Here is a 23482-nt window from a genome sequence, read left to right as displayed (position 1 = left end):
CGGATTTTTGCTTGTTAATTTTCGGAATTCTTTGGTGGCGAGTGGATCGAGACGGGTGTTGCGAGAGGGTGGCGAGCTATGGACAAGTAATGCCGGGTAGCGTGACGCTTGAATTTTCCTATGCGCTTTTTCTTAAATGAATGCAGCATTTCTAGGATCGATCCCACGAACGCTATTGGACCGGTAGCGGAGCGTTCAGGTTTATTTTGTGTCCTTAGAGGTGTCTTGCCCCCGCCTTTCGATACCGTCGAGCAGCACGTCGAGCATCGTGTCGTGCACGACGGCCGGATCGAGCTGCGCATAGAGCGGCGCGGCCGATTTCACGAGCGGATGCTCCGCGTCGGACAGCGCATCGATTTCCGCGAGCTCGACGTCGTTGGCCGGCCGCGTCAGGCCGCCGGCTTCGGCGGCGGCGAGCCCGATCACGCTTGCATACCAGCCCACGCACACGCCCGCCCGCGCCGAGTGCGGCACGCCGGCGTCGGCCAGCGCGCGATGCACGGCCTCGATGTGCGCGAGATCGGCCGGCCCGGTGCTGACGTGCCGTTGCAGCAGCGCGAACGCGGCCGGATAGCGGCATGCGAGCGCGCGATACTGGCGCGCGAGGTCGCGCAGCCGGTCGCGCCACGGGAGGCTATCGTCGACCGGCGTTAGCGAGCGCGACAGCGCGTTCGCGATCGCCCGGCTCAGCCCCTCCTTCGACTTGAAGTGGTAGAGCACGCTCATCGGATCGCAGCCGACCGTCTGCGCGAGCTTGCGCACGCTGAACGCCGCTTCGCCGACGTCTTCGAGCAGCGTCAGCGCGGCCGCGACGATCGCGTCCTTGTCGAGGCCGCGCGGGCCTTGGGCGGGTTTGTCCTTCATCGGTGCGGGAGATCGGCCGGCGCACGCCCGAAGGCATGCCGAACCGTAAGCTTGACGAAAGCATATTCTACACTGTAGAATTATTTCTGCGGTGTAGAAATTGGGTGTCCCGGCACCTTTCAATGCGTGCTTTCGCACGGTCCGGGATCCAGGCGGCACGAGCGTGCACGCCGTCAACACGGGCCATGGCGCCCCTTTCTCGTTGACACCCAAGTGGAACCGGCTGCCCCACCCGCGAAGCCAGATGGCTCTTCGACAGGCGGCCCAAGACCATGCAAGTGCAAACATGATCTCGAATAAACCCCTGATCCAGGGCCAATCGCGTTTCGAACCAACGCAACTGAACATCGAAAAAGACAACTGGAACTGGTGCGATCCGGCCGGCTACGACGGCGAACGTCCGGCCAACTGGTACGAGGCGTCGCTGTCGCGCTGGGAAAACGGCGCGCCGCTCGCGCACGACGCCGTGTGCGACGTGCTCGTGATCGGCGCCGGCCTGCTCGGCGCGTCCGCGGCGCTGCATCTTGCCGAGGCGGGCGTCGATACGATCCTCGTCGACAAGCACCACGTCGGCTCCGCGGCATCGGGCCGCAACGGCGGCCAGCTGACGCCCGGCCTCGCGCGCTGGGAAGCCGCCGACATGATCGAACAGCTGTCGCATGACGACGCGAAGCGCCTGTGGCGTTTCGCGTCGGCCGAGTCGATGGACCTGATCGACGCGATCGGCGCGCGCTACGCGCTCGACCTCGACCGCAAGCGCGGCCACATCACGGCCGCGATTCACCCGGGCCACATGAGCGCGCTGCTCGACGGCGCGGATGCGCGCCGCCATCTGGGCGACGACGGCGTGACGCTCGCCGGCAAGCATCAGCTCCAGGACGAATACGTGCGCTCGGCGCTGTACTACGGCGCGGCGATCGACGCGCTGGGCGGCCAGATCCATCCGCTCGCGCTGGTGCGCGGCTTGGTCCACGGCTTCCGCCTGAACGGCGGCGCGCTGTACGAAGGCACCGAGGTGCTCGAGCTCGACGAGACGCCGGCCGGCGTCGTCGCGACCACCGCCGGCGGCACGATCACCGCGCGCAAGGGCGTCGTGCTCGCGCTGCACAACGCCACGTTCCGGCTGCTCGACGACGGCGCGGCGACGACCGTGCCGTTCTTCACGTACGTGAGCGTGACGAAGCCGCTCGACGTCGATGTCGCGACGCTGATGCCGGCCGGGATGCCGGTCTACGACACGCAGTTCCAGATCGACTACTACCGGCCCGTGCGCGGCAACCGCCTGCTGTTCGGCGGGCAGGGCACCGGCACCTGCTGGGCGCAGCCGGACGTGAACGCGTATCTGCTCACGCGGCTGAACGCGGTGTTTCCGCAAGTCGACGGCCGCTTCGCGCTCGACTACTGCTGGAGCGGCGTCAGCGACTTCACGCTGAACGGCGCGACCGACAGCCGCAAGACCGACGGCCGCGTGCCGATGTACATGGTGCAGGGCTGGAGCGGCCACGGCGTCGCGCAGACGGTGCGGATCGGCAAGGCGATCTGCGACGACTTCGTCGGCCGCAACGACGATTTCTCGATGCTGACCGGCATCGATCACCGCGCGATTCCGCTCGGCCGCCAGCTGTCGCCGATCGCGATTCCGGCCGCGAAGGCGGCGATGAGCGTGATGACGGCGCTCAATCCGGGGAAGATGATCTCGTTCTGATCGCGCGACGCGGGTCGCCGGTAGCACAAACGATGGTCCCCAAAAAGAACAATCCCCACTCAGCGTAGTTCGCTGTGTGGGGATCGGGCTGACCATCTCATTAACGCCCGATGCGCAATGCATCGGGCGTTTTTCCTTGGCGCGGCGGGCGCGCGGTGTTACGCGATCCGCTTCGCCAGTTCGACGGCCTTGCCGATGTACGACGCGGGCGTCATCGCGAGCAGGCGATCCTTCGCGTCCTGCGGGATCGCGAGCGTGCCGACGAACTCGTGCAGCGCGTCGCGCGTGATGCCCTTGCCGCGCGTCAGCTCCTTCAGCTGCTCGTACGGGTTCTCGATGCCGTAGCGGCGCATCACCGTCTGCACCGGCTCGGCGAGCACTTCCCAGCAGTTGTCGAGGTCTTCGTTCAGGCGCTGCGGGTTCACTTCGAGCTTGTCGAGGCCGCGGATCAGCGAGTCATACGCGAGCAGCGAGTAGCCGAGCGCGACGCCCATGTTGCGCAGCACCGTCGAATCGGTGAGGTCGCGCTGCCAGCGCGACACCGGCAGCTTGTCGGCGAGGTGGCGCAGCGTCGCGTTCGCGAGCCCGAGGTTGCCTTCCGAGTTCTCGAAATCGATCGGGTTGACCTTGTGCGGCATCGTCGACGAGCCGATTTCGCCCGCCTTGGTCTTCTGCTTGAAGTAGCCGACCGAGATATAGCCCCACACGTCGCGGTCGAGGTCGAGCAGGATCGTGTTCGCGCGCGCGACCGCGTCGAACAGCTCGGCCATGTAGTCGTGCGGCTCGATCTGGATCGTGTACGGGTTGAACGTCAGCTTCAGGCGGTTCTCGATCACGTCGCGCGAGAACGCTTCCCAGTCGAATTCCGGATACGCGGACAGGTGCGCGTTGAAGTTGCCGACCGCGCCGTTCATCTTGCCGAGGATCTCGACCTTCTCGATGCGGGCGATCGCGCGCGCGAGGCGCGCCGCGACGTTCGCGAGCTCCTTGCCGAGCGTGGTCGGGCTGGCCGGCTGGCCGTGCGTGCGCGACAGCATCGGCTGGTCGGCGTGCGCGTGCGCGAGCGCGACGAGGCGCTGGTGGACGGTGCGCAGCGCCGGCAGGATCACGTGCTCGCGCGCGCCGGCCAGCATCATGCCGTGCGACGTGTTGTTGATGTCCTCGGACGTGCATGCGAAGTGGATGAATTCGCTGGCCTTCTCGAGTTCGGCCTGGCCCTTCACCGATTCCTTCAGCCAGTATTCGACGGCCTTCACGTCGTGGTTCGTGACGCGCTCGATGTCCTTGATGCGCGCGGCGTCGTGCGCGGTGAAGCGCTCGACGAGCTGCAGCAGGAACTGCTCGGCGGCGTCGGAGAAGCGCGGCACTTCGGCGAAGCCGGCGCGCGACAGCGCGATCAGCCAGTGCACCTCGACGGTGACGCGGTGACGCATGAAAGCGGCTTCGGAGAGCCAGTCGCGCAGCGCTTCGGTCTTGCTGGCGTAGCGGCCGTCGATGGGCGAGAGCGCGGTGAGGGCGAAAAGCGTATCGGGACGAGTGTCGGACATGATCGGGCGGGCCTTGGAGCCGGGTCGAACGAGGGGGAGGAGAATCCGCGATTTTACCATCGGCGCGGGGCCGCCCCCCAGTCGGGCGTCGATCGCGGCCGGGCCGCGCCGGCTCGCCGGCCGCGCGGCCCGGCGCATGGCCCGGCGCATGGCCCGGCGCATGGCCCGGCGCATGGCCCGGCGCATGGCCCGGCGCATGGCCCGGCGCATGGCCCGGCGCATGGCCCGGCGCATGGCCCGGCGCATGGCCCGGCGCATGGCCCGGCGCATGGCCCGGCGCATGGCCCGGCGCATGGCCCGGCGCGCGGCCCGGCGCATGGCCCGGGCGCGCGCGTCGGCGGGCGGGGCCGGCGGCCGGCAGGCGCGGCGGCCCGTCAGTCCGCGGCGCCGGCGAGCGGCGCGGCAACCGGGACGGCCGGGGCCGCCGCCGCGGGCGCGGCCCAGCGCAGCCACGGCGCGCGCAGCAGCACGAGTACGCCGCACGCGCAGGCGGCGAGCGCGCCGAACGTCGCGAAGCCGAGCTGGTAGCTGCCGGTGCTTTCCTTCGCGATGCCCATCACGACGGGCAGATAGAAGCCGCCGATCCCGCCGGCCGCGCCGACGATGCCCGACAGCAGGCCGGTCTTGCCCGGCCAGCGGTGCGGCACGAGCTGGAACGTCGCGCCGTTGCCGAGCCCGAACGCGACGTACAGGCAGATCAGCAGCGCGATGCCGCCCGTCACCGGCGGCATCCACGCGGCGAACGCGAAATCGGCGGCGGCGATCGCGGCGAGCAGCACGATCAGCGCGCGCACGCCGGTGACGCGGTCGGCGAGGTGGCCGCCGAGCGGTCGCACGATCGCGCCGAGGAAGGCCAGCAGCGACATGAACAGGCCGGCCTCGATCTTCGGCATCTGGTAGAGCGTCGTGAGCAGCAGCGTCACATACGACGACATGCCGACGAAGCCGCCGAACGTGATGCTGTAGATCAGCATGACGGCCCATGTGTCGCGTTCGGCGAGCACCGCGCGGTAGCGCGCGGGCAGCACCGCGATCGCGAGCAGCGCGCCCATCACCGGCAGCAGCAGCACACCGGTCTTGCCGGCGCCGAACAGCCCGCCGTGCACCGCGAGCACGAGCGCGACGAGGCCCGCGAGCGTGATCGCGAACGCGCCGAGCGCGCGCGGTGCGCTGCCCGATTTCTCGCCGCGGTCGTCGGCCCACGCGAACAGCGCGAAGCCGGCGATCGCGAGCAGCGGCAGCGCGGCGGCGGTCGAGAACTGCCAGCCGAGCGCGGCCGCGACATGCGGAAACATGAACCCGTCGAGCACCGCGCCGATGTTGCCGGCCGCGGCCAGGCCGAGCACGAGGCCCTGCACCTTCGGCGGGTAGCTGCTGCCCGCCATCGGCAGCGCGACCGCGAAGCTCGCGCCGCCGATCCCGAGGAACACGCCGAGCACCAGCAGCAGCGCGTACGACGGCGCGCCAGGCACGCACGGCAGCACGACCGCGGGCAGCGCGGACAGCAGCACGCCCATCAGCGCGACGCGCCGGCCGTTCGCGGACTGGTACAGGTTGCCGAGCGTGACGCGCAGGATCGCGGCGGCGAGCACGGGTACCGCGACGAGAAAGCCCTGCTGCGCGGCGGACATCGCGATGTCCTTGCCGATGAACGGCGCGAGCGGGCCGTACAGCACCCAGACGGTGAAGCCGGTGTCGAAGTACAGGAAGCACGCGAGCAGCGAACGCCAGTTGCCGCTCTGCAGGGAAGTGCGCAAGGTCTTCATCGGTGGAGCCTCCGGGGTTGCGGCCGCGAAGCCGGGCGAGGCCGGATGGAACGTCGGGCGGCCGCGCGGCGGCGGATCCGGGAATCCGTTCCGCAATGTCCATGCCAACGCGCGGCGGCTTTTGCCGGGCCGTTGCCTGATGCGGCGTCCGGCCTGCGCGGGCCGCGCGCGGGCGGAGCCGGCCGGGACGTGCACCCGCGGGCGCAATGCAGGGCACCGGCACCGCGGGCGTGCGCGCGGCGCGGCGCTGGTGCGGCGATGCACAACGGATGTCATGCGCCCGGCGGTGCACCGCGGGGAAGCGTTCATGCCGGGGCGGGCCGGCGCCGCCGCGCCGCACGCCGCGCCCCCGCGGCGCCGGTAGAATGCAGGCTTCTTCCCGACCGCCGCCCGCCGCGCCCGCCCGCATGGAACTGAAATGGCTCGAAGACTTCGTCTCGCTCGCGGAGACGCGCAGCTTTAGCCGCTCCGCCGAGTTGCGGCACGTGTCCCAGCCGGCGTTCTCGCGGCGCATCCAGGCGCTCGAGGCGTGGCTCGCGACGGAACTGATCGATCGTTCGGTCTATCCGACCCGGCTCACGCAGGCCGGCCAGATCTTCTACGAGCAGGCGCTGACGATGCTGTCGCAGGCGCACGAGGCGCGCACGCTGCTGCGCGGCCACGTCGGCGCGCCGGTGCCGACGATCGAGTTCGCGGTGCCGCACACGCTGTCGCTCACCTATTTCCCGCGCTGGCTGCAACGCATCGAGGCGAAGATGGGGCCGGTTCATACGCGGCTGCGCGCGCTGAACGTGCACGACGCGGTGCTGTCGCTCGTCGAGGGCGGCTGCGATCTCGTGATGGGCTATCACCACCCGAGCCATCCGGTCGCGCTGGACCCCGCGCGCTACGACATGCTGGCACTCGGCAGCGAGCCGATCAGCCCGTTCTCGGCGCCCGGCCGGGCCGGGCGGCCGCGCTATACGCTGCCCGGCACCGCGGACGCGCGCGTGCCGTATCTGTCCTATACGCCGAACGCGTATCTCGGCCGGATGACCGAGGTGATCATCGCGAACGCGTCGGCGCCGCTGTTCCTCGACCGCGTGTACGAAACCGACATGGCGGAAGGGCTGAAGGCGATGGCGCTCGCCGGCCACGGCATCGCCTTCCTGCCGCACAGCGCGGTCGAGGACGCGGTCGCGGGCGGCCGCCTGATCCGGCTCGACCGCGGCGGGCGCGGCGGCGTGCATCCGTTCACGCTGACGATGGAGATCCGCCTGTACTGCGACAAGGTCGCGCTGCAGGGCGACGAGCCGCGGCAGAAGCTCGTGCGCGCGCTGTGGGACGTGGTGAGCAACGAGCTGCGCGACGCGGCCGCATAGCATTCATGCGGCATTCGCGCGGCGGCGGATCGACGGCCGATCGCGGCCGTTCTTGCGCAAATCGACCGCACTTTTGCGAAAAATAACGATCATGCATGAAACGCATAATCGAATAAGCAAACGGCATTGGATAAAAAAAACGGGTTTTTCGACAATGTGCGCCATCCGTTGACCGTTGGAGAATCCATGTCTTCGCAACTGCAGTCCATCCCGTCCTACTTGCACGCCGACGATCTCGGCCCGTGGGGCAACTACCTTCAGCAAGTCGACCGCGTCGCGCCGTACCTCGGCTCGCTGTCGCGCTGGCTCGAAACGCTGAAGCGTCCGAAGCGCATCCTGGTCGTCGACGTGCCGATCGAGCTCGACAACGGCACCGTCGCGCACTTCGAGGGCTATCGCGTGCAGCACAACGTGTCGCGCGGCCCGGGCAAGGGCGGCGTGCGCTACCACCAGGACGTGACGCTGTCGGAAGTGATGGCGCTGTCGGCATGGATGTCGGTGAAGAACGCAGCCGTGAACGTGCCGTACGGCGGCGCGAAGGGCGGCATCCGCGTCGACCCGCGCAAGCTGTCGCGCGGCGAGCTCGAGCGCGTGACGCGCCGCTACACCAGCGAAATCGGCATCATCATCGGCCCGAACACCGACATTCCGGCGCCGGACGTCAACACCAACGAACAGGTGATGGCGTGGATGATGGACACCTACTCGATGAACCAGGGCCAGACGGCCACCGGCGTCGTGACCGGCAAGCCGATCTCGCTCGGCGGTTCGCTCGGCCGCAAGGAAGCGACCGGCCGCGGCGTGTTCGTGGTCGGCTGCGAAGCGGCGAAGAAGAAGGGCCTCGAGATCGAAGGCGCGCGCATCGCGGTGCAGGGCTTCGGCAACGTCGGCGGCATCGCGGCTAAGCTGTTCCAGGAAGCGGGCTCGAAGGTGATCGCGGTGCAGGATCACACCGGCACGATCTACCAGCCGGCCGGCCTCGACGCGAGCAAGCTGCTCGACCACGTCGCGCAGACCGGCGGCGTCGCGGGCTTCCCGGGCTCGGAGCCGATGCCGAACGACGAGTTCTGGACGGTCGAAACCGACATCCTGATCCCGGCGGCACTGGAAAACCAGATCACCGAGAAGAACGCAGCGAAGATCCGCACGAAGATCATCGTCGAAGGCGCGAACGGCCCGACGACGACCGCGGCGGACGACATCCTGAGCGCGAACGGCGTGCTCGTGATCCCGGACGTGATCGCGAACGCGGGCGGCGTGACCGTGTCGTACTTCGAGTGGGTGCAGGATTTCTCGAGCTTCTTCTGGACGGAAGACGAGATCAACCACCGTCTCGAGCGCGTGATGCGCGAAGCGTTCGCCGGCGTATGGGCGGTCGCGGAAGAGCACAAGGTGTCGGTGCGTACCGCGGCGTTCATCGTCGCGTGCAAGCGCATCCTGATGGCGCGCGAAATGCGCGGCCTGTACCCCTGATCGTCGAACTCGATCAAGGCATGACGCAATCCACCCGGTTGCGTGCATGAGCCCCGCGGGCGGCACCGAATCCGGTGCCGCCCGCGCGCGCATTCCGGGTGCCCGAAGCCGGGAGGACGGCTTCCGATGGGGCGATCCGTAGTGCGGTAAACAACAGTACTTTCATAAATATTACTTTGATACACTGGCTCGGGTTTTCGCCAAGGAGATGAACAAAATGAAATACCACAAGGCAGTCCTGATGGCCGCCGCGCTCTGCGCGTTCGCGAGTGGCGCCCATGCCCAGGAGACCAGCACGCTGAAGAAAATCAAGGACACGGGCGTGATCGCGCTGGGCCACCGCGAATCGTCGATTCCGTTTTCCTACTACGACCAGAACCAGCAGGTGGTCGGCTATTCGCGCGAGATCCAGCTGAAGGTCGTCGATGCGGTGAAGAAGAAGCTGAGCCTGCCGAACCTGCAGGTGAAGAACATCCCGGTCACGTCGCAGAACCGCATCCCCCTCGTGCAGAACGGCACGGTCGACATCGAGTGCGGCTCGACGACCAACAACGTCGAGCGCCAGCAGCAGGCTGCCTTCTCCGACACGATCTTCGTGATCGGCACGCGCCTGATGACGAAGAAGGATTCGGGCGTCAAGGATTTCGCGGACCTGAAGGGCAAGACCGTCGTGACGACGGCCGGCACGACGTCCGAGCGCCTGCTGCGCAAGATGAACAACGACAAGCAGCTCGGCATGAACATCATCAGCGCGAAGGATCACGGCGATTCGTTCAATACGCTGGAATCGGGCCGCGCGGTCGCGTTCATGATGGATGACGCGCTGCTGGCAGGCGAGCGCGCGAAGGCCAAGAAGCCGGACGACTGGGCGATCGTCGGCACGCCGCAGTCGGAAGAAGCTTACGGCTGCATGATGCGCAAGGGCGATACGGAGTTCAAGAAGGTGGTCGACGACGCGATCGCGCAGGTCGAGAAGTCGGGCGAAGCCGCGAAGATCTACGCGAAGTGGTTCGAGAACCCGATCCCGCCGAAGGGGCTGAACCTGAACTTCCCGCTGAGCGAATCGATGAAGAAGCTCTACGCGAACCCGAACGACAAGGCACTCGACTGACCCCGCGTCCGTTGATGCAGTGTTGACGCTGATGAAACGGAAGAGGCCACGCTTCTTCCGTTTCTTTTTGCTGGAGTCTTGCCCATGTCATACCACTGGAACTGGGGCATCTTCCTGAGCCCCGTCTCGACCGGCGAGCCGACGACGTATCTCGGCTGGCTGATGTCGGGCTTCTGGGTGACGATCAAGGTGTCGCTCGTCGCCTGGGTCATCGCGCTGATCGTCGGTTCGCTGTTCGGCGTGCTGCGCACCGTCCCGAACAAATGGCTGTCCGCGCTCGGCACGCTGTACGTGTCGATCTTCCGGAACATTCCGCTGATCGTGCAGTTCTTCGTCTGGTACCTCGTCGTGCCCGAACTGCTGCCGGCGTCGATCGGCACCTGGATCAAGCAGCTGCCGCCGGGCACGCAGTTCTTCACCGCGTCGATCGTCTGTCTCGGCCTGTTCACCGGCGCACGCGTGTGCGAGCAGGTGCGCTCGGGCATCAACGCGCTGCCGAAGGGCCAGCGCGCCGCCGGCCTCGCGATGGGCTTCACGCAGTGGCAGACGTATCGCTACGTACTGCTGCCGGTTGCCTACCGGATCATCGTGCCGCCGCTGACGTCGGAATTCCTGAACATCTTCAAGAACTCGGCGGTCGCGTCGACGATCGGCCTGCTCGACCTGTCCGCGCAGGCGCGCCAGCTCGTCGACTACACCGCGCAGACGTATGAGTCGTTCATCGCGGTCACGCTCGCGTACGTGATCATCAACCTCGTCGTGATGGCGTTCATGCGCTGGATCGAAAGCCGCTCGCGGCTGCCCGGCTACATCGGAGGCAAGTGATGCATCAGTTCGACTGGAGTAGTATTCCCGGCGCGCTGCCGACGCTCTGGACGGGCGCCGTCATCACCTTGCAGATCACCGTGCTCGCGATCGTCGTCGGGATCGTCTGGGGCACGCTGCTCGCGCTGATGCGGCTGTCGGGCGTGAAGCCGCTCGCGTGGTTCGCGCAGGGCTACGTGACGGTGTTCCGCTCGATCCCGCTCGTGATGGTGCTGCTGTGGTTCTTCCTGATCGTGCCGCAGGTGCTGCAGGGCGTGCTCGGGCTGTCGCCGACGATCGATATCCGGCTCGCATCGGCGATGGTCGCGTTCTCGCTGTTCGAGGCCGCGTATTATTCGGAGATCATCCGTGCCGGCATCCAGGCGGTGCCGCGCGGGCAGGTGAATGCCGCGTTCGCGCTCGGCATGAACTACGCGACGGCGATGCGCCTCGTGATCCTGCCGCAGGCCTTCCGCGCGATGGTGCCGCTCTTGCTCACGCAGGCGATCGTGCTGTTCCAGGACACGTCGCTCGTCTACGTGATCAGTCTCGCGGACTTCTTCCGCACGGCCGCGAACATCGGCGATCGCGACGGCACGAGCGTCGAGATGATCCTGTTCGCAGGCGCATGCTATTTCGTGATTTGCTCGGTGGCGTCCGCCCTCGTCAAAGGTCTCCAGAAAAAGGTCACAAGATGATTTCCATCAAGAACGTTTCGAAGTGGTACGGCCAGTTTCAGGTCCTCACCGATTGCACGACGGAAGTGAACAAGGGCGAGGTGGTGGTGGTGTGCGGGCCGTCGGGCTCGGGCAAGTCGACGCTGATCAAGACGGTGAACGGCCTCGAGCCGTTCCAGCAGGGCGAGATCCTCGTCAACGGCCAGTCGGTGGGCGACAGGAAGACGAACCTGTCGAAGCTGCGTTCGAAGGTCGGCATGGTGTTCCAGCACTTCGAGCTGTTCCCGCACCTGTCGATCACCGAGAACCTGACGCTCGCGCAGATCAAGGTGCTCGGCCGCGGCAAGGACGAGGCGAACGAGAAGGGGCTGAAGCTGCTCGATCGCGTCGGCCTGAAGGCGCACGCGCACAAGTATCCGGGCCAGCTGTCGGGCGGCCAGCAGCAGCGGGTCGCGATCGCGCGCGCGCTGTCGATGGATCCGATCGCGATGCTGTTCGACGAGCCGACTTCGGCGCTCGATCCGGAGATGATCAACGAAGTGCTCGACGTGATGGTCGAACTCGCGCAGGAAGGGATGACGATGATGGTCGTCACGCACGAGATGGGCTTCGCGAAGAAGGTTGCGCACCGCGTGATCTTCATGGACAAGGGCGCGATCGTCGAGGACGACCGCAAGGAAGAATTCTTCGCGAACCCGAAATCGGATCGCGCGAAGGACTTCCTCGCGAAGATCCTGCACTGAGCGGGCAGGGCGGCGGGGCCGCCCTTCGTGCGGTGCGTCAAATGGAAACGCCCGGCGAATGCCGGGCGTTTTGTCATCCGCGGGCGGGCGGCGCGCTTAGAAGTCGAACGCGTCCTCGCTGACGTCCGCTTCGACCGCGGGCAACGGCCGCGTGGGCGCGGACGCCGACGCATCGAGCGCCGGGTTGCGCAGCTTCTCGAGCACGGCGGGCGGCACCGGGATCTGCATCCGCGCCGCGACGTCACCGCACTGGAACATGATCAGCTCGCCCGGCTCGAACGCGGTCCAGACTTCGTTGTCGGTGAGCGGCTGGGTTGCGATCACCGCGACGCGATCCTCCGGCGTCGTGTATTTCGCGAAGTCGATCGACAGGTCTTCGTCGACGAGATGCGCGGTCGAGAACGGCCAGCGGCGCACGAGATAGTGCAGGCGCGTCGAGCAGTGCGCGAACAGCGCCTGGCCGTTCGACATCAGGAAGTTGAACACGCCGTGATCGGTGATGCCGCGGGTCAGCTCGCCGACCCGCTCGAACAGCTCGGGCAGCGGCGGCTGCGCACCGGGAAACGCTTCGCGCAGGCCCTGCATCAGCACGCAGAACGCCTGCTCGCTGTCGGTCGTGCCGACCGGGTGATAGACGCTGCCCTCCATGTCCGGCGCATAGTCGTGCAGGTCGCCGTTATGCGCGAAGATCCAGTGCCGGCCCCACAGCTCGCGCATGAACGGATGGCTGTTCTCGAGCAGGATATGGCCCTGCGTTGCCTTGCGGATGTGCGCGATCGTGTTCTTCGATTTGATCGGGTAGCGCTTCACCATTTCGGCGATCGGCGACGTGGCCGATGCCTGGTGATCAATGAACAGGCGGCAGGCTTTATCTTCGAAGAACGCGATGCCCCAGCCGTCGGCATGGTGGTCGGTGAGCCCGCCCCGGGCCGCGAAGCCCGTAAAGGAGAATGTGACGTCCGTCGGCGCGGCGCAGTTCATTCCTAAGAGTTGGCACATTTTACTTGGGGCGGCAGGCTGAAGCGGGTATCGAACCGGTTGGGACCGGGCGAACCCCGGTACAATGCATGCTTCTAGCATATCACCGAGCCAACAGCGGTAAAAAGCGGATTCCGCCGACGAACGGCCCCGTGTTGCGGTTAGTCGTCAGCCGGCCCGCGCCGGCGGCATTCGGCACCGTTTTCCGCTTCCGTTTCTCACGACGCCTCCTATGACTGCCTCGAACGCTTCCTCCCCGGCGACGCTGACGCTCGCCCGTCCCGACGACTGGCACCTGCACGTCCGCGACGGCGACATGCTGGCCGCCGTGCTGCCGCACACCGCGCGCCAGTTCGGCCGCGCGATCATCATGCCGAACCTGAAGCCGCCCGTGACGACCACCGCGCAGGCGCAGGCGTACCGGGAGCGGATCCTCGCCGCGGTGCCCGCCGGCGTGACGTTCGAGCCGCTGATGACGCTGTACCTCACCGACAACACGCCGCCCGACGAGATCCGCCGCGCGCGCGAAAGCGGCTTCGTGCATGGCGTGAAGCTGTATCCGGCGGGCGCGACGACCAATTCGGACCACGGCGTGACCGATCTCGCGAAATGCGCGAAGACGCTCGAGGCGATGCAGGAAACCGGCATGCCGCTGCTCGTGCACGGCGAAGTGACCGACGCGTCGATCGACCTGTTCGACCGCGAAAAGGTGTTCATCGACCGCGTGATGACGCCGCTGCGCCGCGACTTCCCGGGCCTGAAGGTGGTGTTCGAGCACATCACGACGAAGGACGCGGCCGACTACGTGCGCGACGCCGATGCGGCGCCCGGCCTGATCGGCGCGACGATCACCGCGCATCACCTGCTGTACAACCGCAATGCGATCTTCGTCGGCGGGATCCGCCCGCATTACTACTGCCTGCCGGTGCTCAAGCGCGAGACGCATCGCATCGCGCTCGTCGAGGCGGCCACGTCGGGCAACCCGCGCTTCTTCCTCGGCACCGACAGCGCGCCGCATGCGCGCAACGCGAAGGAAGCCGCCTGCGGCTGCGCGGGCTGCTACACGGCGCTGCACGCGCTCGAGCTGTATGCGGAAGCCTTCGACAATGCGGGCGCGCTCGACAAGCTCGAAGGGTTCGCGAGCTTCTTCGGCGCGGATTTCTACGGCCTGCCGCGCAGCCCGGAAACGGTGACGCTGCGCCGCGAACCGTGGGAGCTGCCGCTCGAGATCCTCGCGGGCGATACGCCGGTCGTGCCGCTGCGCGCCGGCGAGTCGATCGGCTGGAAACTCGCGTGAATGCCGCGCCGCCGCGCGGGGCCGGCCAGCCGGCCGGTGTCGGCGCGGCGGCGTTTGCGCGGATCGACTGGTCCGCGCCGTGGCTCGCGGGCTTTGCCGAAACGGGCCGTGCCGCGCAGGTGGCCGCGCTCGACGGCGAGCCCGCGCTGCTCGCCGCGCTGAACGGCGCGGCGGCCAAGGCAGGCGAGACGCCGCTCGCGAGCGGCCGCGGCAGGCCGCTGCGCTTCATTCCTCAAGCCGAACTGCCGGCCGGCGTCGCGTACGAGACCCATATCGCCGAAACCGGCGGGGTGCCGACCCGCCACAATCTCCACGATTTCTTCAATGCGCTCGTGTGGCTCGCGTATCCGCGCATCAAGGCCGCGCTGAACGCGCGCCAGGCCGCGGCGATCGACGCGGCGGGCGGCGTCGGCCCGGTGCGCGGCACGCTGCGCGACGCGCTGACGCTGTTCGACGAGAACGCAGCGCTGCTCGTGGCGGCCGACCCGGCGCTCGGCGACGCGCTGCGCGGCTTCGACTGGCCGCGGCTGCTGGTGGCCGCGCGCGGGGCGTGGGGCGCGCGTTGCGAGGTGCGGCTCGTCGGACACGCGCTGCTCGAGAAGCTCGTCGCGCCGTACAAGTCGTGTACCGCGCACGCCTGGATCGTCGAGGTGAGCGCCGACTATTTCGGCTGGCCGGCCGCGCGCCGTGCGGCGCACGTCGACGCGCGGGTCGCGGATGCGCTCGCGACGCGCGCGCTGACGAGCCGCGACCTGTCGCCGCTGCCGGTGCTGGGCGTGCCGGGCTGGTGCGCGGAGAACGCCGATCCTGCGTTCTATGACGATCCGGCGGTGTTCCGCAGCGGGCGGCGCGCGCGGCCGCTGTCATGAACGGCGCGCGGTGCTAGAATGCGCGTCGCAAAGCAGGCCAGGCAGTCGCGGCCTCGCCGCCTTCGGGCAGGCGGGGGCGAGGAAAGTCCGGACTCCACAGGGCAGGGTGATGGCTAACGGCCATCCGTGGCGACACGCGGAACAGGGCAACAGAAAGCAAACCGCCGATGGCCCGGCGCAAGCCGGGATCAGGTAAGGGTGAAACGGTGCGGTAAGAGCGCACCGCGGCGACGGCGACGTTCGCCGGCACGGTAACCTCCACCCGGAGCAATTCCAAGTAGGCAGGCGCGCATTTTCGGATGCAGGACGGGGCCCCCGTCTCGTCTGCGGGTAGGAAGCTTGAGCGCGTCAGCAATGGCGCGCCTAGAGGAATGGCTGCCACGCGCCGCGCGTCTTCGGACGCGCGGCGTGCACAGAATCCGGCTTATCGGCCTGCTTTGCCGCTCGCATGCGAAGGGCCGGCGCCCCAGACGGGACGCCGGCCCTTTTTTCATCCGATGCGCTGCGCGTCAGGCCGCGACGATGTCGAACGAATGCGTGAGCTCGGCCGTCTTCGCGATCATGATCGACGCGGAGCAGTACTTGTCGTGCGACAGGTTGATCGCGCGCTCGACGGTCGCGGGATTCAGGTTGCGGCCGGTGACGGTGAAGTGGAAGTGCACCTTCGTGAAGACCTTCGGATCCTCGCTCGCGCGCTCGGCCTTCAGCGTGACTGAGCAGCCGGTGACGTCCTGGCGGCTTTTCTTCAGGATCAGCATGACGTCGTACGCGGTGCAGCCGCCGGTGCCGACCAGCACCATTTCCATCGGCCGCGGGGCGAGATTATGGCCGCCGCCTTCCGGCGCGCCGTCCATCGCGACGAGGTGCCCGCTTCCGGTCTGGGCGGAAAACGCCATGCCGTCCTGGCCCATCCAGCTTACTTTGCATTCCATGCTTGCGCTCCAGCGTTGCCTGATTCGAGTTCGAACCGGCATTGTAGCCCGCGCCGCCGCGGCCGGCTGATGCGCCGCACGATGCGCGGAAGCGGGCGGCGGCAAGCGCCGCGCGCGGCGACGCAGGGCGGGGAAATCCGCCGGACTTTTAGGGGTTTCGCTCTAGTCGGCCTGCGCGGGCGGCACTCGGCGGTCTTCGCAAGCTGTTGATTTAAATGGAGAAACCCGGAATTGGAAGCAAAATGTCAATATTCCGCATTATGGTTGTAGATTTCGCAATGCAAATTTTCTTGTGCTGCCGACGGGGCGTTCGTATAATGCGTGACATTGGTTGTCGCGCTGCGGCAACCTCCGAATGTCTCCTCCACCCTCCTCCTATGGTGGATTAAGCCCGAACCAGCCGTTCGGGCTTTTTTTCGTCTGATGCAAACATCGGCGCGCACAGCGCGCCTCCCGCACCTTACACGGTGGGCTGCCGGCCGGCGGCCTGCGACGCCCCGTCGGCCGTCGCGCCGCGCGGGCCGGCGGCGGGGGGCTGCACGGCGGATGCCTGGCCGTGGCGGCGCGAGCAGAAGTGGCGGACGCGTTCGCGCACCGCGCGCAGCCGGGCGACGCGATCGTCGGCGCGGGCATCCCGGGCCGCGGCGATGCGCGCGTCGAGTGAATCCAGCTTTGCGTCGCAGCCGGTCGGGTCGGCATGGGCGGGCGAGGTGGCGGCGCCAATCAATACGGCCGCAAGGAAGGGTGAGAGTCGGTTCTTCATCGTGTTTGTTGTTTTTCCTGGTCCGGCACGCGGTCTTGCGTGCGTTGCTGCGTGCCCCCGGGCGCTCGGAATCGCCCGTTGCAACGGGGCACGGCCGGATTTTGGCCGATTTCCGGCGCGGCGGGCACCCGGATGTGGATTCCCTTTGACCGCGCCTCGGCATTTCCTTTATAATTCAGGGCTTTTCCGCATTCATGCCCACGGAAAAAGAACAGGGAGAGCCTGCACTGCGCCTCGAAGCGCACCTAGACAAGCAGGAAAGAACACATCGGGCAAAGCATTTTTTTTGGATCGATCATGAAGACGTTTTCCGCAAAAGCCCATGAGGTGACGCGCGAATGGTACGTGATTGACGCGACGGATAAGGTTCTCGGCCGTGTTGCCAGCGAAGTGGCACGCCGTCTGCGCGGCAAGCACAAGCCTGAGTTCACCCCGCACGTCGACACTGGTGATTTCATCATCATCATCAACGCGAGCAAGCTGAAGGTCACGGGCAACAAGACGCTGGACAAGAAGTACTACCGTCACTCGGGCTACCCGGGCGGCATCTATGAAACGACGTTCGGCAAGATGCAAGAACGCTTCCCGGGCCGTGCGCTCGAGAAGGCGGTCAAGGGCATGCTGCCGAAGGGCCCGCTCGGCTACGCGATGATCAAGAAGCTGAAGGTCTACGCTGAAGCGACGCATCCGCACTCGGCTCAACAGCCGAAAGCGCTCGAGATCTAACGGGAGCCCACATGATCGGTAACTGGAACTACGGTACGGGCCGCCGCAAGAGCGCAGTCGCTCGTGTCTTCATCAAGGCTGGCAAGGGCGACATCATCGTCAACGGCAAGCCTATCGCTGACTACTTCTCGCGCGAAACGTCGCTGATGATCGTGCGTCAGCCGCTGGAACTCACGAACCACGCTCAAACGTTCGACATCAAGGTCAACGTGACGGGCGGCGGCGAAACGGGTCAGGCAGGCGCAGTGCGCCACGGCATCACCCGCGCGCTGATCGACTACGACGCGACGCTGAAGCCGTCGCTGTCGACCGCAGGCTTCGTTACGCGCGATGCGCGTGAAGTCGAGCGTAAGAAGGTCGGTCTGCGCAAGGCACGCCGCGCGAAGCAGTTCTCGAAGCGTTAAGCGCTTCACGGTTGGCCGCCGCGCCTGCGCGGTGTCCGCCCGAAAAAACCGCCAGCTTTCATGCTGGCGGTTTTTTTATGCGCGCGCGATTCCGCGCCGCGCGGGCGTGCGCGCCGCCCGGTTTGACGAAATCGACAAGAACCTGTTGATTTCATGGACATCAGCACGATCTTGAGATCGGCCCTACAATAGCGGCTAAAGCTTTTTGGAGAGTTCGCATGAACGCTGTTACCGAATCCGCAGCCACGACTGAAGAAATGCCGGCACCGTTCGTCTTCACCGACGCGGCGGCCGAGAAGGTCAAGCAACTGATCGACGAAGAGGGCAACCCCGACCTGAAGCTGCGCGTGTTCGTGCAGGGCGGCGGCTGCTCGGGCTTCCAGTATGGCTTCACGTTCGACGAGGAAGTCAACGAGGACGATACCGTGATGAACAAGAACGGTGTCCAGCTGCTGATCGACTCGATGAGCTATCAGTATCTGGTCGGCGCCGAGATCGACTACAAGGACGATCTGAACGGCGCGCAGTTCGTGATCAAGAACCCGAACGCCACGACCACCTGCGGTTGCGGCTCGTCGTTCTCGGTCTGACGAACGGCCGTACCGGTCCGAATAAAAAACGGGGCTTCATGCCCCGTTTTTTGTGCCCGCCTGCCGCTCGCGCGGCGCGTCAGCGCGGATAGAGTGCGCCGAGCACGCGGTCGCCGGCCGCACCGGTGACCGTGGCCAGGTTGCCCGGCTCGCGTGCGGTGAAGCGATACGCGAGCCACGCGAACGCGAGCGCCTCGACCTGCTGCGGCGGCACGCCGAGCGCGGAGGTGGTGTCGACGGTCGCACTGACGCCGCAGTCGTGCAGCGCGGTTGCGAGCGCATCGAGCAGCACCGGGTTACGGGCGCCGCCGCCGCATACGTACACGGCCTTGCAACCCGGCGCGTGCCGTGCGATCTCGCGGGCGACCGTGACCGCGGTGAGCGCCGTGAGCGTCGCCTGCACGTCTTCCGCCGCGACCTGCGCGAACGCGGCGAGCTTTGCGTCGAGCCAGGCCGGATTGAACAGGTCGCGCCCCGTGCTCTTCGGCGGCGGCGCGGAGAAATACGCTTCGTCGAGCAGCGCGTCGAGCAGCGGCGCATGCACGGCGCCGCGCGCGGCAAAGCGGCCGCCGTCGTCGTAGGGTTTGCCGAGGTGGCGGCCCGCCCACGCGTCGATCAGCGCGTTGGCCGGGCCGCAGTCGAAGCCGCGCACCCGGTCGCTGCCGTCGCCGGGCAGGATCGTGATGTTGCTGATACCGCCAAGATTGCAGACGACCCGCATCTCGCCCGGCGCGCCGAACACGGTTGCGTGGAACGCCGGCACGAGCGGCGCGCCCTGGCCGCCCGCGGCAACGTCGCGGCTGCGGAAATCCGCGATCACGTCGATGTGCGTCAGCTCGGCGAGCAGTGCCGGATTGTTGATCTGCCGCGTGTAGCCGCGTTCGGGACGATGGCGCACCGTCTGGCCGTGCACCCCGATCGCGCGCACCTGGTCGGGCGGGAGGCCCGCCGAGCGCTGCAGTTCGTGGCAGCACACCGCGTAGCGGGCCGCGAGCGCGTTGGCGGCCAGCGATTCACGCTCGATCTCGTTGTCGCCCGGTTGCTGCAGCGAGAACAGCGCGTCGCGCAGCGTCTGCGCGAACCCGACGCAGGCTTCGGCGAGCACGGCCGGCGCCTTGCCTGCCTCGAAGCGCACGGCGACGCCGTCGACGCCGTCCATGCTCGTTCCCGACATCAACCCGAAATAGATACCGTCGGCCGGATGGCCGGATGGCGGACGTCTTAGCGGCACGTGAGCCCTCCCGAATCGTGCGGCGGCGGCCGGTGCCGCGCGCTTCGCGACCGATTATCCGCGCAAGCGGCGCCGCCGTTAAGCGATGCGCGCGCAAGTTATGGGAAAATCCCTGTTTTTGCGACATTCTTCCTGGCACCGATGAGCACCGAACCCAGTTCCAAGCCCGTTTTCCCGATCACCGACGAAGTCCGGCATGCGCTTGCTGTCACGAAGCGCGGCGTCGACGAGCTGCTGATCGAGGAGGAGTTCGCGCAGAAGCTCGCGCGCAGCGCCGCCACCGGCACGCCGCTTCGCATCAAGCTCGGCCTCGACCCGACCGCGCCCGACATCCACATCGGCCACACGGTCGTGCTGAACAAGATGCGCCAGCTGCAGGACCTCGGCCACACGGTGATCTTCCTGATCGGCGATTTCACGTCGCTGATCGGCGACCCGTCCGGCCGCAATGCGACGCGCCCGCCGCTCACGCGCGAGCAGATCGAGGCGAACGCGAAGACCTATTTCGAGCAGGCCGCGCTGGTGCTCGACCGCGACAAGACCGAGATCCGCTACAACAGCGAATGGTCGATGCCGCTCGGCGCCGACGGGATGATCAAGCTCGCGTCGCGCTACACGGTCGCGCGCATTCTCGAGCGCGAGGATTTCACGAAGCGCTTCCAGGGCGGCGTGCCGATCTCGATCCACGAATTCCTCTACCCGCTGATGCAGGGCTACGACTCGGTCGCGCTGAACGCCGACCTCGAGCTCGGCGGCACCGACCAGAAGTTCAACCTGCTGGTCGGCCGCGAACTGCAGAAGCAGTACGGGCAGGAACAGCAGTGCATCTTGACGATGCCGCTGCTCGAGGGCCTCGACGGCGTCGAGAAGATGTCGAAGTCGAAGGGCAACTACGTCGGCATCAGCGAGAAGCCGACCGACATGTTCGGCAAGCTGATGAGCATCTCGGACACGCTGATGTGGCGTTACTTCGAGCTGCTGTCGTTCCGCAGCATGGACGAGATCGTCGGCTTCCGCCGCGAGGCCGAAGCGGGCCGCAACCCGCGCGATTTCAAGGTGCTGCTCGCGCAGGAAATCGTCGCGCGCTTCCATTCGCAGGCCGACGCCGAGCGCGCGCTCGAGGATTTCAACCATCGCGCGAAGGGCGGCGTGCCGGACGACATCCCGTCGGTGACGCTCGCGGGCGCGCCGCTCGCGATCGGCCAGTTGCTGAAGCAGGCCGGGCTCGTGCCGTCGACGAGCGAAGCGCTGCGCAACATCGAGCAGGGCGGCGTGAAGATCGACGGCGCCACGGTGTCGGACAAGGGCCTCAAGATCGAGGCCGGCGAATTCGTCGTGCAGGTCGGCAAGCGCCGCTTCGCGCGCGTGACGCTCACCGCATGATCGCGCTGATCCAGCGCGTGAAGCGCGCCGACGTGCGCGTCGGCGACCGTGTGACGGGCGAGATCGGCGCGGGCCTGCTCGCGCTCGTCTGCGCGGAGCGCGGCGACACCGAGGCGGCGGCCGACAAGCTGCTCGCGAAGGTGCTCGGCTATCGCGTGTTCAGCGACGCGGCCGGCAAGATGAACCTGCCCGTGTCGAATATCGACGGCGAAGGGCGTGCGGGCGGCTTGCTGCTCGTGTCGCAGTTCACGCTCGCCGCCGACACCAACAGCGGCCTGCGCCCGAGCTTCACGCCCGCGGCGCCGCCCGACGAGGGCGCGCGCCTGTTCGACTATTTCGTCGACGCGGCGCGGGGGCGCCATCCGCACGTCGCGACGGGCGAATTCGGCGCCGACATGCAGGTCTCGCTCGTCAACGACGGGCCGGTGACGTTCTGGCTGCAAGTGCGGCCCTGATTCTTTCCCCTGAGGCGCCGCCGCAATGGCCACCACGCAGATCCTCTTCATTCGCCACGGCGAGACCGCCTGGAACCGCATCAAGCGCATCCAGGGCCATATCGACATTCCGCTGGCCGACACGGGCCTCGCGCAGGCGCAGCGGCTCGCCGCGCGTCTGGCGCGCGAGGCGCGCGACGGCGCAGGGATCGACGCGATCTATTCGAGCGACCTGATGCGCGCGCAGCAGACCGCGCAGCCGGCCGCCGACGCGCTGGGCCTGCCGCTCGTGCTGCGCGAAGGCTTGCGCGAGCGGGCGTATGGCGTGTTCCAGGGGCATGACAGCACGGAGATCGAGGCGCGCTTCCCGGACGCCTATGCGGCGTGGCAGACGCGCGACCCGGGCTTCGAGCCGGAAGGCGGCGAGTCGCAGCGCGCGTTCTATCACCGCGTGCTGCATGCGCTCGAGCCGATCGTTGCCGCCCATCCGGGCGGCCGGATCGCATGTGTCGCGCATGGCGGCGTGCTCGATTGCGTGTACCGCTTCGCGAACGGGCTCGAACTCGCCGCGCCGCGCAACTATCAACTGCTCAATACGAGCATCAACGTCGTCGATTACGCAGGCGGCCGCGCGCAAGTCGTGCAGTGGGCCGACATCTCGCACCTGAGCGAGGCAAGCGACGACGAGGACGGTTACAGCAAGGTGCTGTAGGCGCAGGCCGCGAGCCGCAACGGCGTCGTGGATACAGCTCGCGCGCAGCATGCGCGCGAGCTCGCCGGCCGGGCTGCGCGTATGCGAGCCGTCGCTTCACCCAACGGCGACCGCTGCGGGCAGCGCACCGGGCGTCAGCTTCCTTTCGCTTTCGATTGCGTCTCGTTGTGTGCCGTTGCCCGCCGACGCGCGCGCTTCGACGCGCCGTTGACGAGCGCCCAGCGCAGCACTGGCGCGACGGCGCGCACGCCGGGCCGGACGAACGCGCGCCGCAGCGGCGCGAGCGTCGAGACCCCGAGCATGTCCTGCGCCCAGGGCGGCAGCAGGTCGATACCGGCGTGCATGACGAGGGTCGCGGCGGGCCGCATGACCGGTCTCGCGACCGGCGCGTTGAGCAGGATCCGCATCACCTCGAACGTGCGCGGCCCGGCCTCGAGCTCGGGCCGCATGCGCGTCAGATATGCGGCGATCTCGGCGCGCGAGCGGGGCACGCCCTGCGCGCCGAGCATTTCGGCGATGCGTGCCGTTTCCGCGTAATAGCGATCCTGCAGTTCGCCCGGCAGCGCCGGGTTCACGTAGCGCAGATGCGCGGCGAGGAAGCTCGACACCTCCGCGACGTGCACCCAGGTCAGCAGCGCCGGATCGTCGGCGCGGTACGGCCGCCCGTCCGGCGCAACGCCGGACACCTTCGCATGGATCGCCTTCACGCGCTCGATCAGCGCGAGCGCGTCCGCACTGTTGCCGAAGGTGGTGCCGGAAATGAACGTCGCGGTGCGCCGCAGCCGCCCGAGGATGTCGGTGCGAAACGACGAGTGATCCCATACGCCGGCGAGCGCGAGCGGATGCAATGCCTGAAGCAGCAGCGCGGAAATGCCGCCTGTCATCATCGACGCGAAATCCGCGTGTACGCGCCAGCAGACGGCGTCGGGGCCGAACAGGCCCGGATCGCCGGGCGGCGACGAGAAGTCGAGCGACGGGCCGCCGCCGCCCGTCGTCAGGTGCGTGACGCCGGCCACGAGCCGCTTGCGGAACGGTTCGAGCCAGCGCGGGTGCGACGCGGGTGTGCCGGGGTGCGGGTTGGAGGGCGTCGTCATCGCGTGCGTGGCGTCGGG

At 67.5% G+C, this 23482-nt stretch carries 23 protein-coding genes and 1 other RNA gene; 16 read left to right on the top strand and 8 right to left on the bottom strand.

Translation table 11 applies throughout. From position 1 onward, the window contains the following. Nucleotides 1–201: 201 nt before the first annotated feature. Entirely contained in the window at nucleotides 202–864 is a 663-nt protein-coding gene (locus ABFO07_RS16375; RefSeq protein WP_059809311.1) for a TetR/AcrR family transcriptional regulator, read from the bottom strand. 286 nt (nucleotides 865–1150) lie between these two features. Here ABFO07_RS16375 and ABFO07_RS16370 point away from each other — a divergent pair, with 286 nt between their 5' ends. Further along, nucleotides 1151–2569, top strand: coding sequence for an NAD(P)/FAD-dependent oxidoreductase (locus ABFO07_RS16370; RefSeq protein ID WP_347467939.1), 1419 nt, complete (start codon nucleotides 1151–1153; stop codon nucleotides 2567–2569). A 158-nt stretch (nucleotides 2570–2727) separates the two neighbouring features. On the opposite strand, the gene purB is transcribed toward ABFO07_RS16370, so the two are convergent. Beyond that, entirely contained in the window at nucleotides 2728–4116 is a 1389-nt protein-coding gene (purB, locus tag ABFO07_RS16365; RefSeq protein ID WP_060027034.1) for an adenylosuccinate lyase, read from the bottom strand. 374 nt (nucleotides 4117–4490) lie between these two features. Continuing rightward, nucleotides 4491–5882 carry an MFS transporter gene (locus ABFO07_RS16360; protein ID WP_347467936.1) on the bottom strand — a complete coding sequence of 464 codons (1392 nt, stop codon included), beginning with the start codon at nucleotides 5880–5882 and terminating at the stop codon, nucleotides 4491–4493. Nucleotides 5883–6289: 407 nt separating this feature from the next. Here ABFO07_RS16360 and ABFO07_RS16355 point away from each other — a divergent pair, with 407 nt between their 5' ends. The 6 genes from ABFO07_RS16355 to ABFO07_RS16330 all read left to right on the top strand — a co-directional run bounded on the left by ABFO07_RS16355 (nucleotide 6290) and on the right by ABFO07_RS16330 (nucleotide 12051). Continuing rightward, nucleotides 6290–7243, top strand: coding sequence for a LysR substrate-binding domain-containing protein (locus ABFO07_RS16355; protein WP_347467934.1), 954 nt, complete (start codon nucleotides 6290–6292; stop codon nucleotides 7241–7243). A gap of 186 nt (nucleotides 7244–7429) precedes the next feature. Next, entirely contained in the window at nucleotides 7430–8716 is a 1287-nt protein-coding gene (locus ABFO07_RS16350; RefSeq protein WP_059564510.1) for a Glu/Leu/Phe/Val family dehydrogenase, read from the top strand. A gap of 217 nt (nucleotides 8717–8933) precedes the next feature. Then, nucleotides 8934–9827, top strand: coding sequence for a glutamate/aspartate ABC transporter substrate-binding protein (locus ABFO07_RS16345; RefSeq protein WP_059880853.1), 894 nt, complete (start codon nucleotides 8934–8936; stop codon nucleotides 9825–9827). 84 nt (nucleotides 9828–9911) lie between these two features. Beyond that, nucleotides 9912–10652, top strand: coding sequence for an amino acid ABC transporter permease (locus tag ABFO07_RS16340; RefSeq protein WP_017333367.1), 741 nt, complete (start codon nucleotides 9912–9914; stop codon nucleotides 10650–10652). Further along, entirely contained in the window at nucleotides 10652–11329 is a 678-nt protein-coding gene (gene gltK, locus ABFO07_RS16335) for a glutamate/aspartate ABC transporter permease GltK (RefSeq protein WP_059564509.1), read from the top strand. Before ABFO07_RS16340 ends, gltK begins: the two co-directional genes overlap by 1 nt. Further along, nucleotides 11326–12051: an amino acid ABC transporter ATP-binding protein gene (locus ABFO07_RS16330; RefSeq protein WP_059908072.1), complete on the top strand. Its 726-nt coding sequence runs from the start codon at nucleotides 11326–11328 to the stop codon at nucleotides 12049–12051. Before gltK ends, ABFO07_RS16330 begins: the two co-directional genes overlap by 4 nt. A gap of 96 nt (nucleotides 12052–12147) precedes the next feature. On the opposite strand, the gene ABFO07_RS16325 is transcribed toward ABFO07_RS16330, so the two are convergent. Continuing rightward, complete coding sequence (locus ABFO07_RS16325) at nucleotides 12148–13050, bottom strand: class II glutamine amidotransferase (protein WP_059565187.1); 903 nt, start codon at nucleotides 13048–13050, stop codon at nucleotides 12148–12150. Nucleotides 13051–13261: 211 nt separating this feature from the next. Between ABFO07_RS16325 and pyrC the strand changes: the two genes are divergently transcribed. The 3 genes from pyrC to rnpB all read left to right on the top strand — a co-directional run bounded on the left by pyrC (nucleotide 13262) and on the right by rnpB (nucleotide 15638). Further along, nucleotides 13262–14326 (top strand): dihydroorotase, encoded by a 1065-nt coding sequence (pyrC, locus tag ABFO07_RS16320; protein ID WP_059880728.1) that lies wholly within the window; start codon nucleotides 13262–13264, stop codon nucleotides 14324–14326. Beyond that, nucleotides 14323–15195: a DUF3025 domain-containing protein gene (locus tag ABFO07_RS16315; RefSeq protein ID WP_347467930.1), complete on the top strand. Its 873-nt coding sequence runs from the start codon at nucleotides 14323–14325 to the stop codon at nucleotides 15193–15195. The genes pyrC and ABFO07_RS16315 overlap by 4 nt, the downstream gene beginning before the upstream one ends. Nucleotides 15196–15224: 29 nt before the next feature. Next, nucleotides 15225–15638: RNase P RNA component class A (gene rnpB / locus ABFO07_RS16310), an RNA gene on the top strand. Nucleotides 15639–15704: 66 nt separating this feature from the next. On the opposite strand, the gene ABFO07_RS16305 is transcribed toward rnpB, so the two are convergent. Both ABFO07_RS16305 and ABFO07_RS16300 read right to left on the bottom strand, forming a co-directional pair. Beyond that, nucleotides 15705–16169, bottom strand: a complete 465-nt coding sequence (locus ABFO07_RS16305) for an OsmC family protein (protein ID WP_081059826.1) — start codon at nucleotides 16167–16169, stop codon at nucleotides 15705–15707. Between the two features lie 418 nt (nucleotides 16170–16587). Next, nucleotides 16588–16890 carry a DUF1090 family protein gene (locus ABFO07_RS16300; protein ID WP_347467928.1) on the bottom strand — a complete coding sequence of 101 codons (303 nt, stop codon included), beginning with the start codon at nucleotides 16888–16890 and terminating at the stop codon, nucleotides 16588–16590. Between the two features lie 297 nt (nucleotides 16891–17187). On the opposite strand from ABFO07_RS16300, the gene rplM reads away from it, so the two are divergent. From rplM to erpA, 3 genes are all read left to right on the top strand, one after another. Further along, a complete protein-coding gene (gene rplM, locus ABFO07_RS16295) occupies nucleotides 17188–17616 on the top strand; it encodes a 50S ribosomal protein L13 (protein WP_009687896.1) in 429 nt (142 codons plus the stop codon). Between the two features lie 11 nt (nucleotides 17617–17627). Further along, the gene (gene rpsI, locus ABFO07_RS16290) at nucleotides 17628–18020 is read left to right on the top strand and encodes a 30S ribosomal protein S9 (protein WP_059565192.1); all 393 of its coding nucleotides are present in this window, start codon (nucleotides 17628–17630) and stop codon (nucleotides 18018–18020) included. A gap of 218 nt (nucleotides 18021–18238) precedes the next feature. Next, complete coding sequence (erpA, locus tag ABFO07_RS16285) at nucleotides 18239–18610, top strand: iron-sulfur cluster insertion protein ErpA (protein WP_059565193.1); 372 nt, start codon at nucleotides 18239–18241, stop codon at nucleotides 18608–18610. Between the two features lie 79 nt (nucleotides 18611–18689). Here erpA and ABFO07_RS16280 read toward each other — a convergent pair whose 3' ends face one another. Beyond that, nucleotides 18690–19784: an anhydro-N-acetylmuramic acid kinase gene (locus ABFO07_RS16280; RefSeq protein WP_230942064.1), complete on the bottom strand. Its 1095-nt coding sequence runs from the start codon at nucleotides 19782–19784 to the stop codon at nucleotides 18690–18692. A gap of 198 nt (nucleotides 19785–19982) precedes the next feature. Between ABFO07_RS16280 and tyrS the strand changes: the two genes are divergently transcribed. From tyrS to ABFO07_RS16265, 3 genes are read left to right on the top strand one after another with little or no spacing between them, the layout of a single operon-like run. After that, entirely contained in the window at nucleotides 19983–21224 is a 1242-nt protein-coding gene (gene tyrS, locus ABFO07_RS16275; RefSeq protein ID WP_059565195.1) for a tyrosine--tRNA ligase, read from the top strand. Next, the gene (gene dtd / locus ABFO07_RS16270; RefSeq protein ID WP_059880740.1) at nucleotides 21221–21679 is read left to right on the top strand and encodes a D-aminoacyl-tRNA deacylase; all 459 of its coding nucleotides are present in this window, start codon (nucleotides 21221–21223) and stop codon (nucleotides 21677–21679) included. The genes tyrS and dtd overlap by 4 nt, the downstream gene beginning before the upstream one ends. A 25-nt stretch (nucleotides 21680–21704) precedes the next feature. Beyond that, a complete protein-coding gene (locus ABFO07_RS16265) occupies nucleotides 21705–22370 on the top strand; it encodes a histidine phosphatase family protein (protein WP_059565197.1) in 666 nt (221 codons plus the stop codon). Nucleotides 22371–22504: 134 nt separating this feature from the next. Here the strand turns inward: ABFO07_RS16265 and ABFO07_RS16260 are convergent, their stop codons facing one another. Then, nucleotides 22505–23464 carry an oxygenase MpaB family protein gene (locus tag ABFO07_RS16260; protein ID WP_059889734.1) on the bottom strand — a complete coding sequence of 320 codons (960 nt, stop codon included), beginning with the start codon at nucleotides 23462–23464 and terminating at the stop codon, nucleotides 22505–22507. Nucleotides 23465–23482 lie beyond the last annotated feature (18 nt).

Source organism: Burkholderia stagnalis (genome assembly GCF_039848545.1).
GTDB lineage: Bacteria > Pseudomonadota > Gammaproteobacteria > Burkholderiales > Burkholderiaceae > Burkholderia > Burkholderia stagnalis.
This window is presented reverse-complemented; position numbering and strand designations above follow the sequence as displayed.

Bases quoted from the DNA above. Each gene is read 5' to 3' on its own strand.
- ABFO07_RS16300 (WP_347467928.1), bottom strand. From the start codon at position 16,890: ATGAAGAACCGACTCTCACCCTTCCTTGCGGCCGTATTGATTGGCGCC.
- ABFO07_RS16375 (WP_059809311.1), bottom strand. From the start codon at position 864: ATGAAGGACAAACCCGCCCAAGGCCCGCGCGGCCTCGACAAGGACGCG.
- tyrS (WP_059565195.1), top strand. From the start codon at position 19,983: ATGAGCACCGAACCCAGTTCCAAGCCCGTTTTCCCGATCACCGACGAA.
- pyrC (WP_059880728.1), top strand. From the start codon at position 13,262: ATGACTGCCTCGAACGCTTCCTCCCCGGCGACGCTGACGCTCGCCCGT.
- gltK (WP_059564509.1), top strand. From the start codon at position 10,652: ATGCATCAGTTCGACTGGAGTAGTATTCCCGGCGCGCTGCCGACGCTC.
- purB (WP_060027034.1), bottom strand. From the start codon at position 4,116: ATGTCCGACACTCGTCCCGATACGCTTTTCGCCCTCACCGCGCTCTCG.
- ABFO07_RS16265 (WP_059565197.1), top strand. From the start codon at position 21,705: ATGGCCACCACGCAGATCCTCTTCATTCGCCACGGCGAGACCGCCTGG.
- rplM (WP_009687896.1), top strand. From the start codon at position 17,188: ATGAAGACGTTTTCCGCAAAAGCCCATGAGGTGACGCGCGAATGGTAC.
- ABFO07_RS16340 (WP_017333367.1), top strand. From the start codon at position 9,912: ATGTCATACCACTGGAACTGGGGCATCTTCCTGAGCCCCGTCTCGACC.
- ABFO07_RS16345 (WP_059880853.1), top strand. From the start codon at position 8,934: ATGAAATACCACAAGGCAGTCCTGATGGCCGCCGCGCTCTGCGCGTTC.
- rpsI (WP_059565192.1), top strand. From the start codon at position 17,628: ATGATCGGTAACTGGAACTACGGTACGGGCCGCCGCAAGAGCGCAGTC.
- dtd (WP_059880740.1), top strand. From the start codon at position 21,221: ATGATCGCGCTGATCCAGCGCGTGAAGCGCGCCGACGTGCGCGTCGGC.
- ABFO07_RS16260 (WP_059889734.1), bottom strand. From the start codon at position 23,464: ATGACGACGCCCTCCAACCCGCACCCCGGCACACCCGCGTCGCACCCG.
- ABFO07_RS16350 (WP_059564510.1), top strand. From the start codon at position 7,430: ATGTCTTCGCAACTGCAGTCCATCCCGTCCTACTTGCACGCCGACGAT.
- ABFO07_RS16360 (WP_347467936.1), bottom strand. From the start codon at position 5,882: ATGAAGACCTTGCGCACTTCCCTGCAGAGCGGCAACTGGCGTTCGCTG.
- ABFO07_RS16325 (WP_059565187.1), bottom strand. From the start codon at position 13,050: ATGTGCCAACTCTTAGGAATGAACTGCGCCGCGCCGACGGACGTCACA.
- ABFO07_RS16330 (WP_059908072.1), top strand. From the start codon at position 11,326: ATGATTTCCATCAAGAACGTTTCGAAGTGGTACGGCCAGTTTCAGGTC.
- ABFO07_RS16355 (WP_347467934.1), top strand. From the start codon at position 6,290: ATGGAACTGAAATGGCTCGAAGACTTCGTCTCGCTCGCGGAGACGCGC.
- ABFO07_RS16280 (WP_230942064.1), bottom strand. From the start codon at position 19,784: ATGTCGGGAACGAGCATGGACGGCGTCGACGGCGTCGCCGTGCGCTTC.
- ABFO07_RS16370 (WP_347467939.1), top strand. From the start codon at position 1,151: ATGATCTCGAATAAACCCCTGATCCAGGGCCAATCGCGTTTCGAACCA.
- ABFO07_RS16305 (WP_081059826.1), bottom strand. From the start codon at position 16,169: ATGCCGGTTCGAACTCGAATCAGGCAACGCTGGAGCGCAAGCATGGAA.
- erpA (WP_059565193.1), top strand. From the start codon at position 18,239: ATGAACGCTGTTACCGAATCCGCAGCCACGACTGAAGAAATGCCGGCA.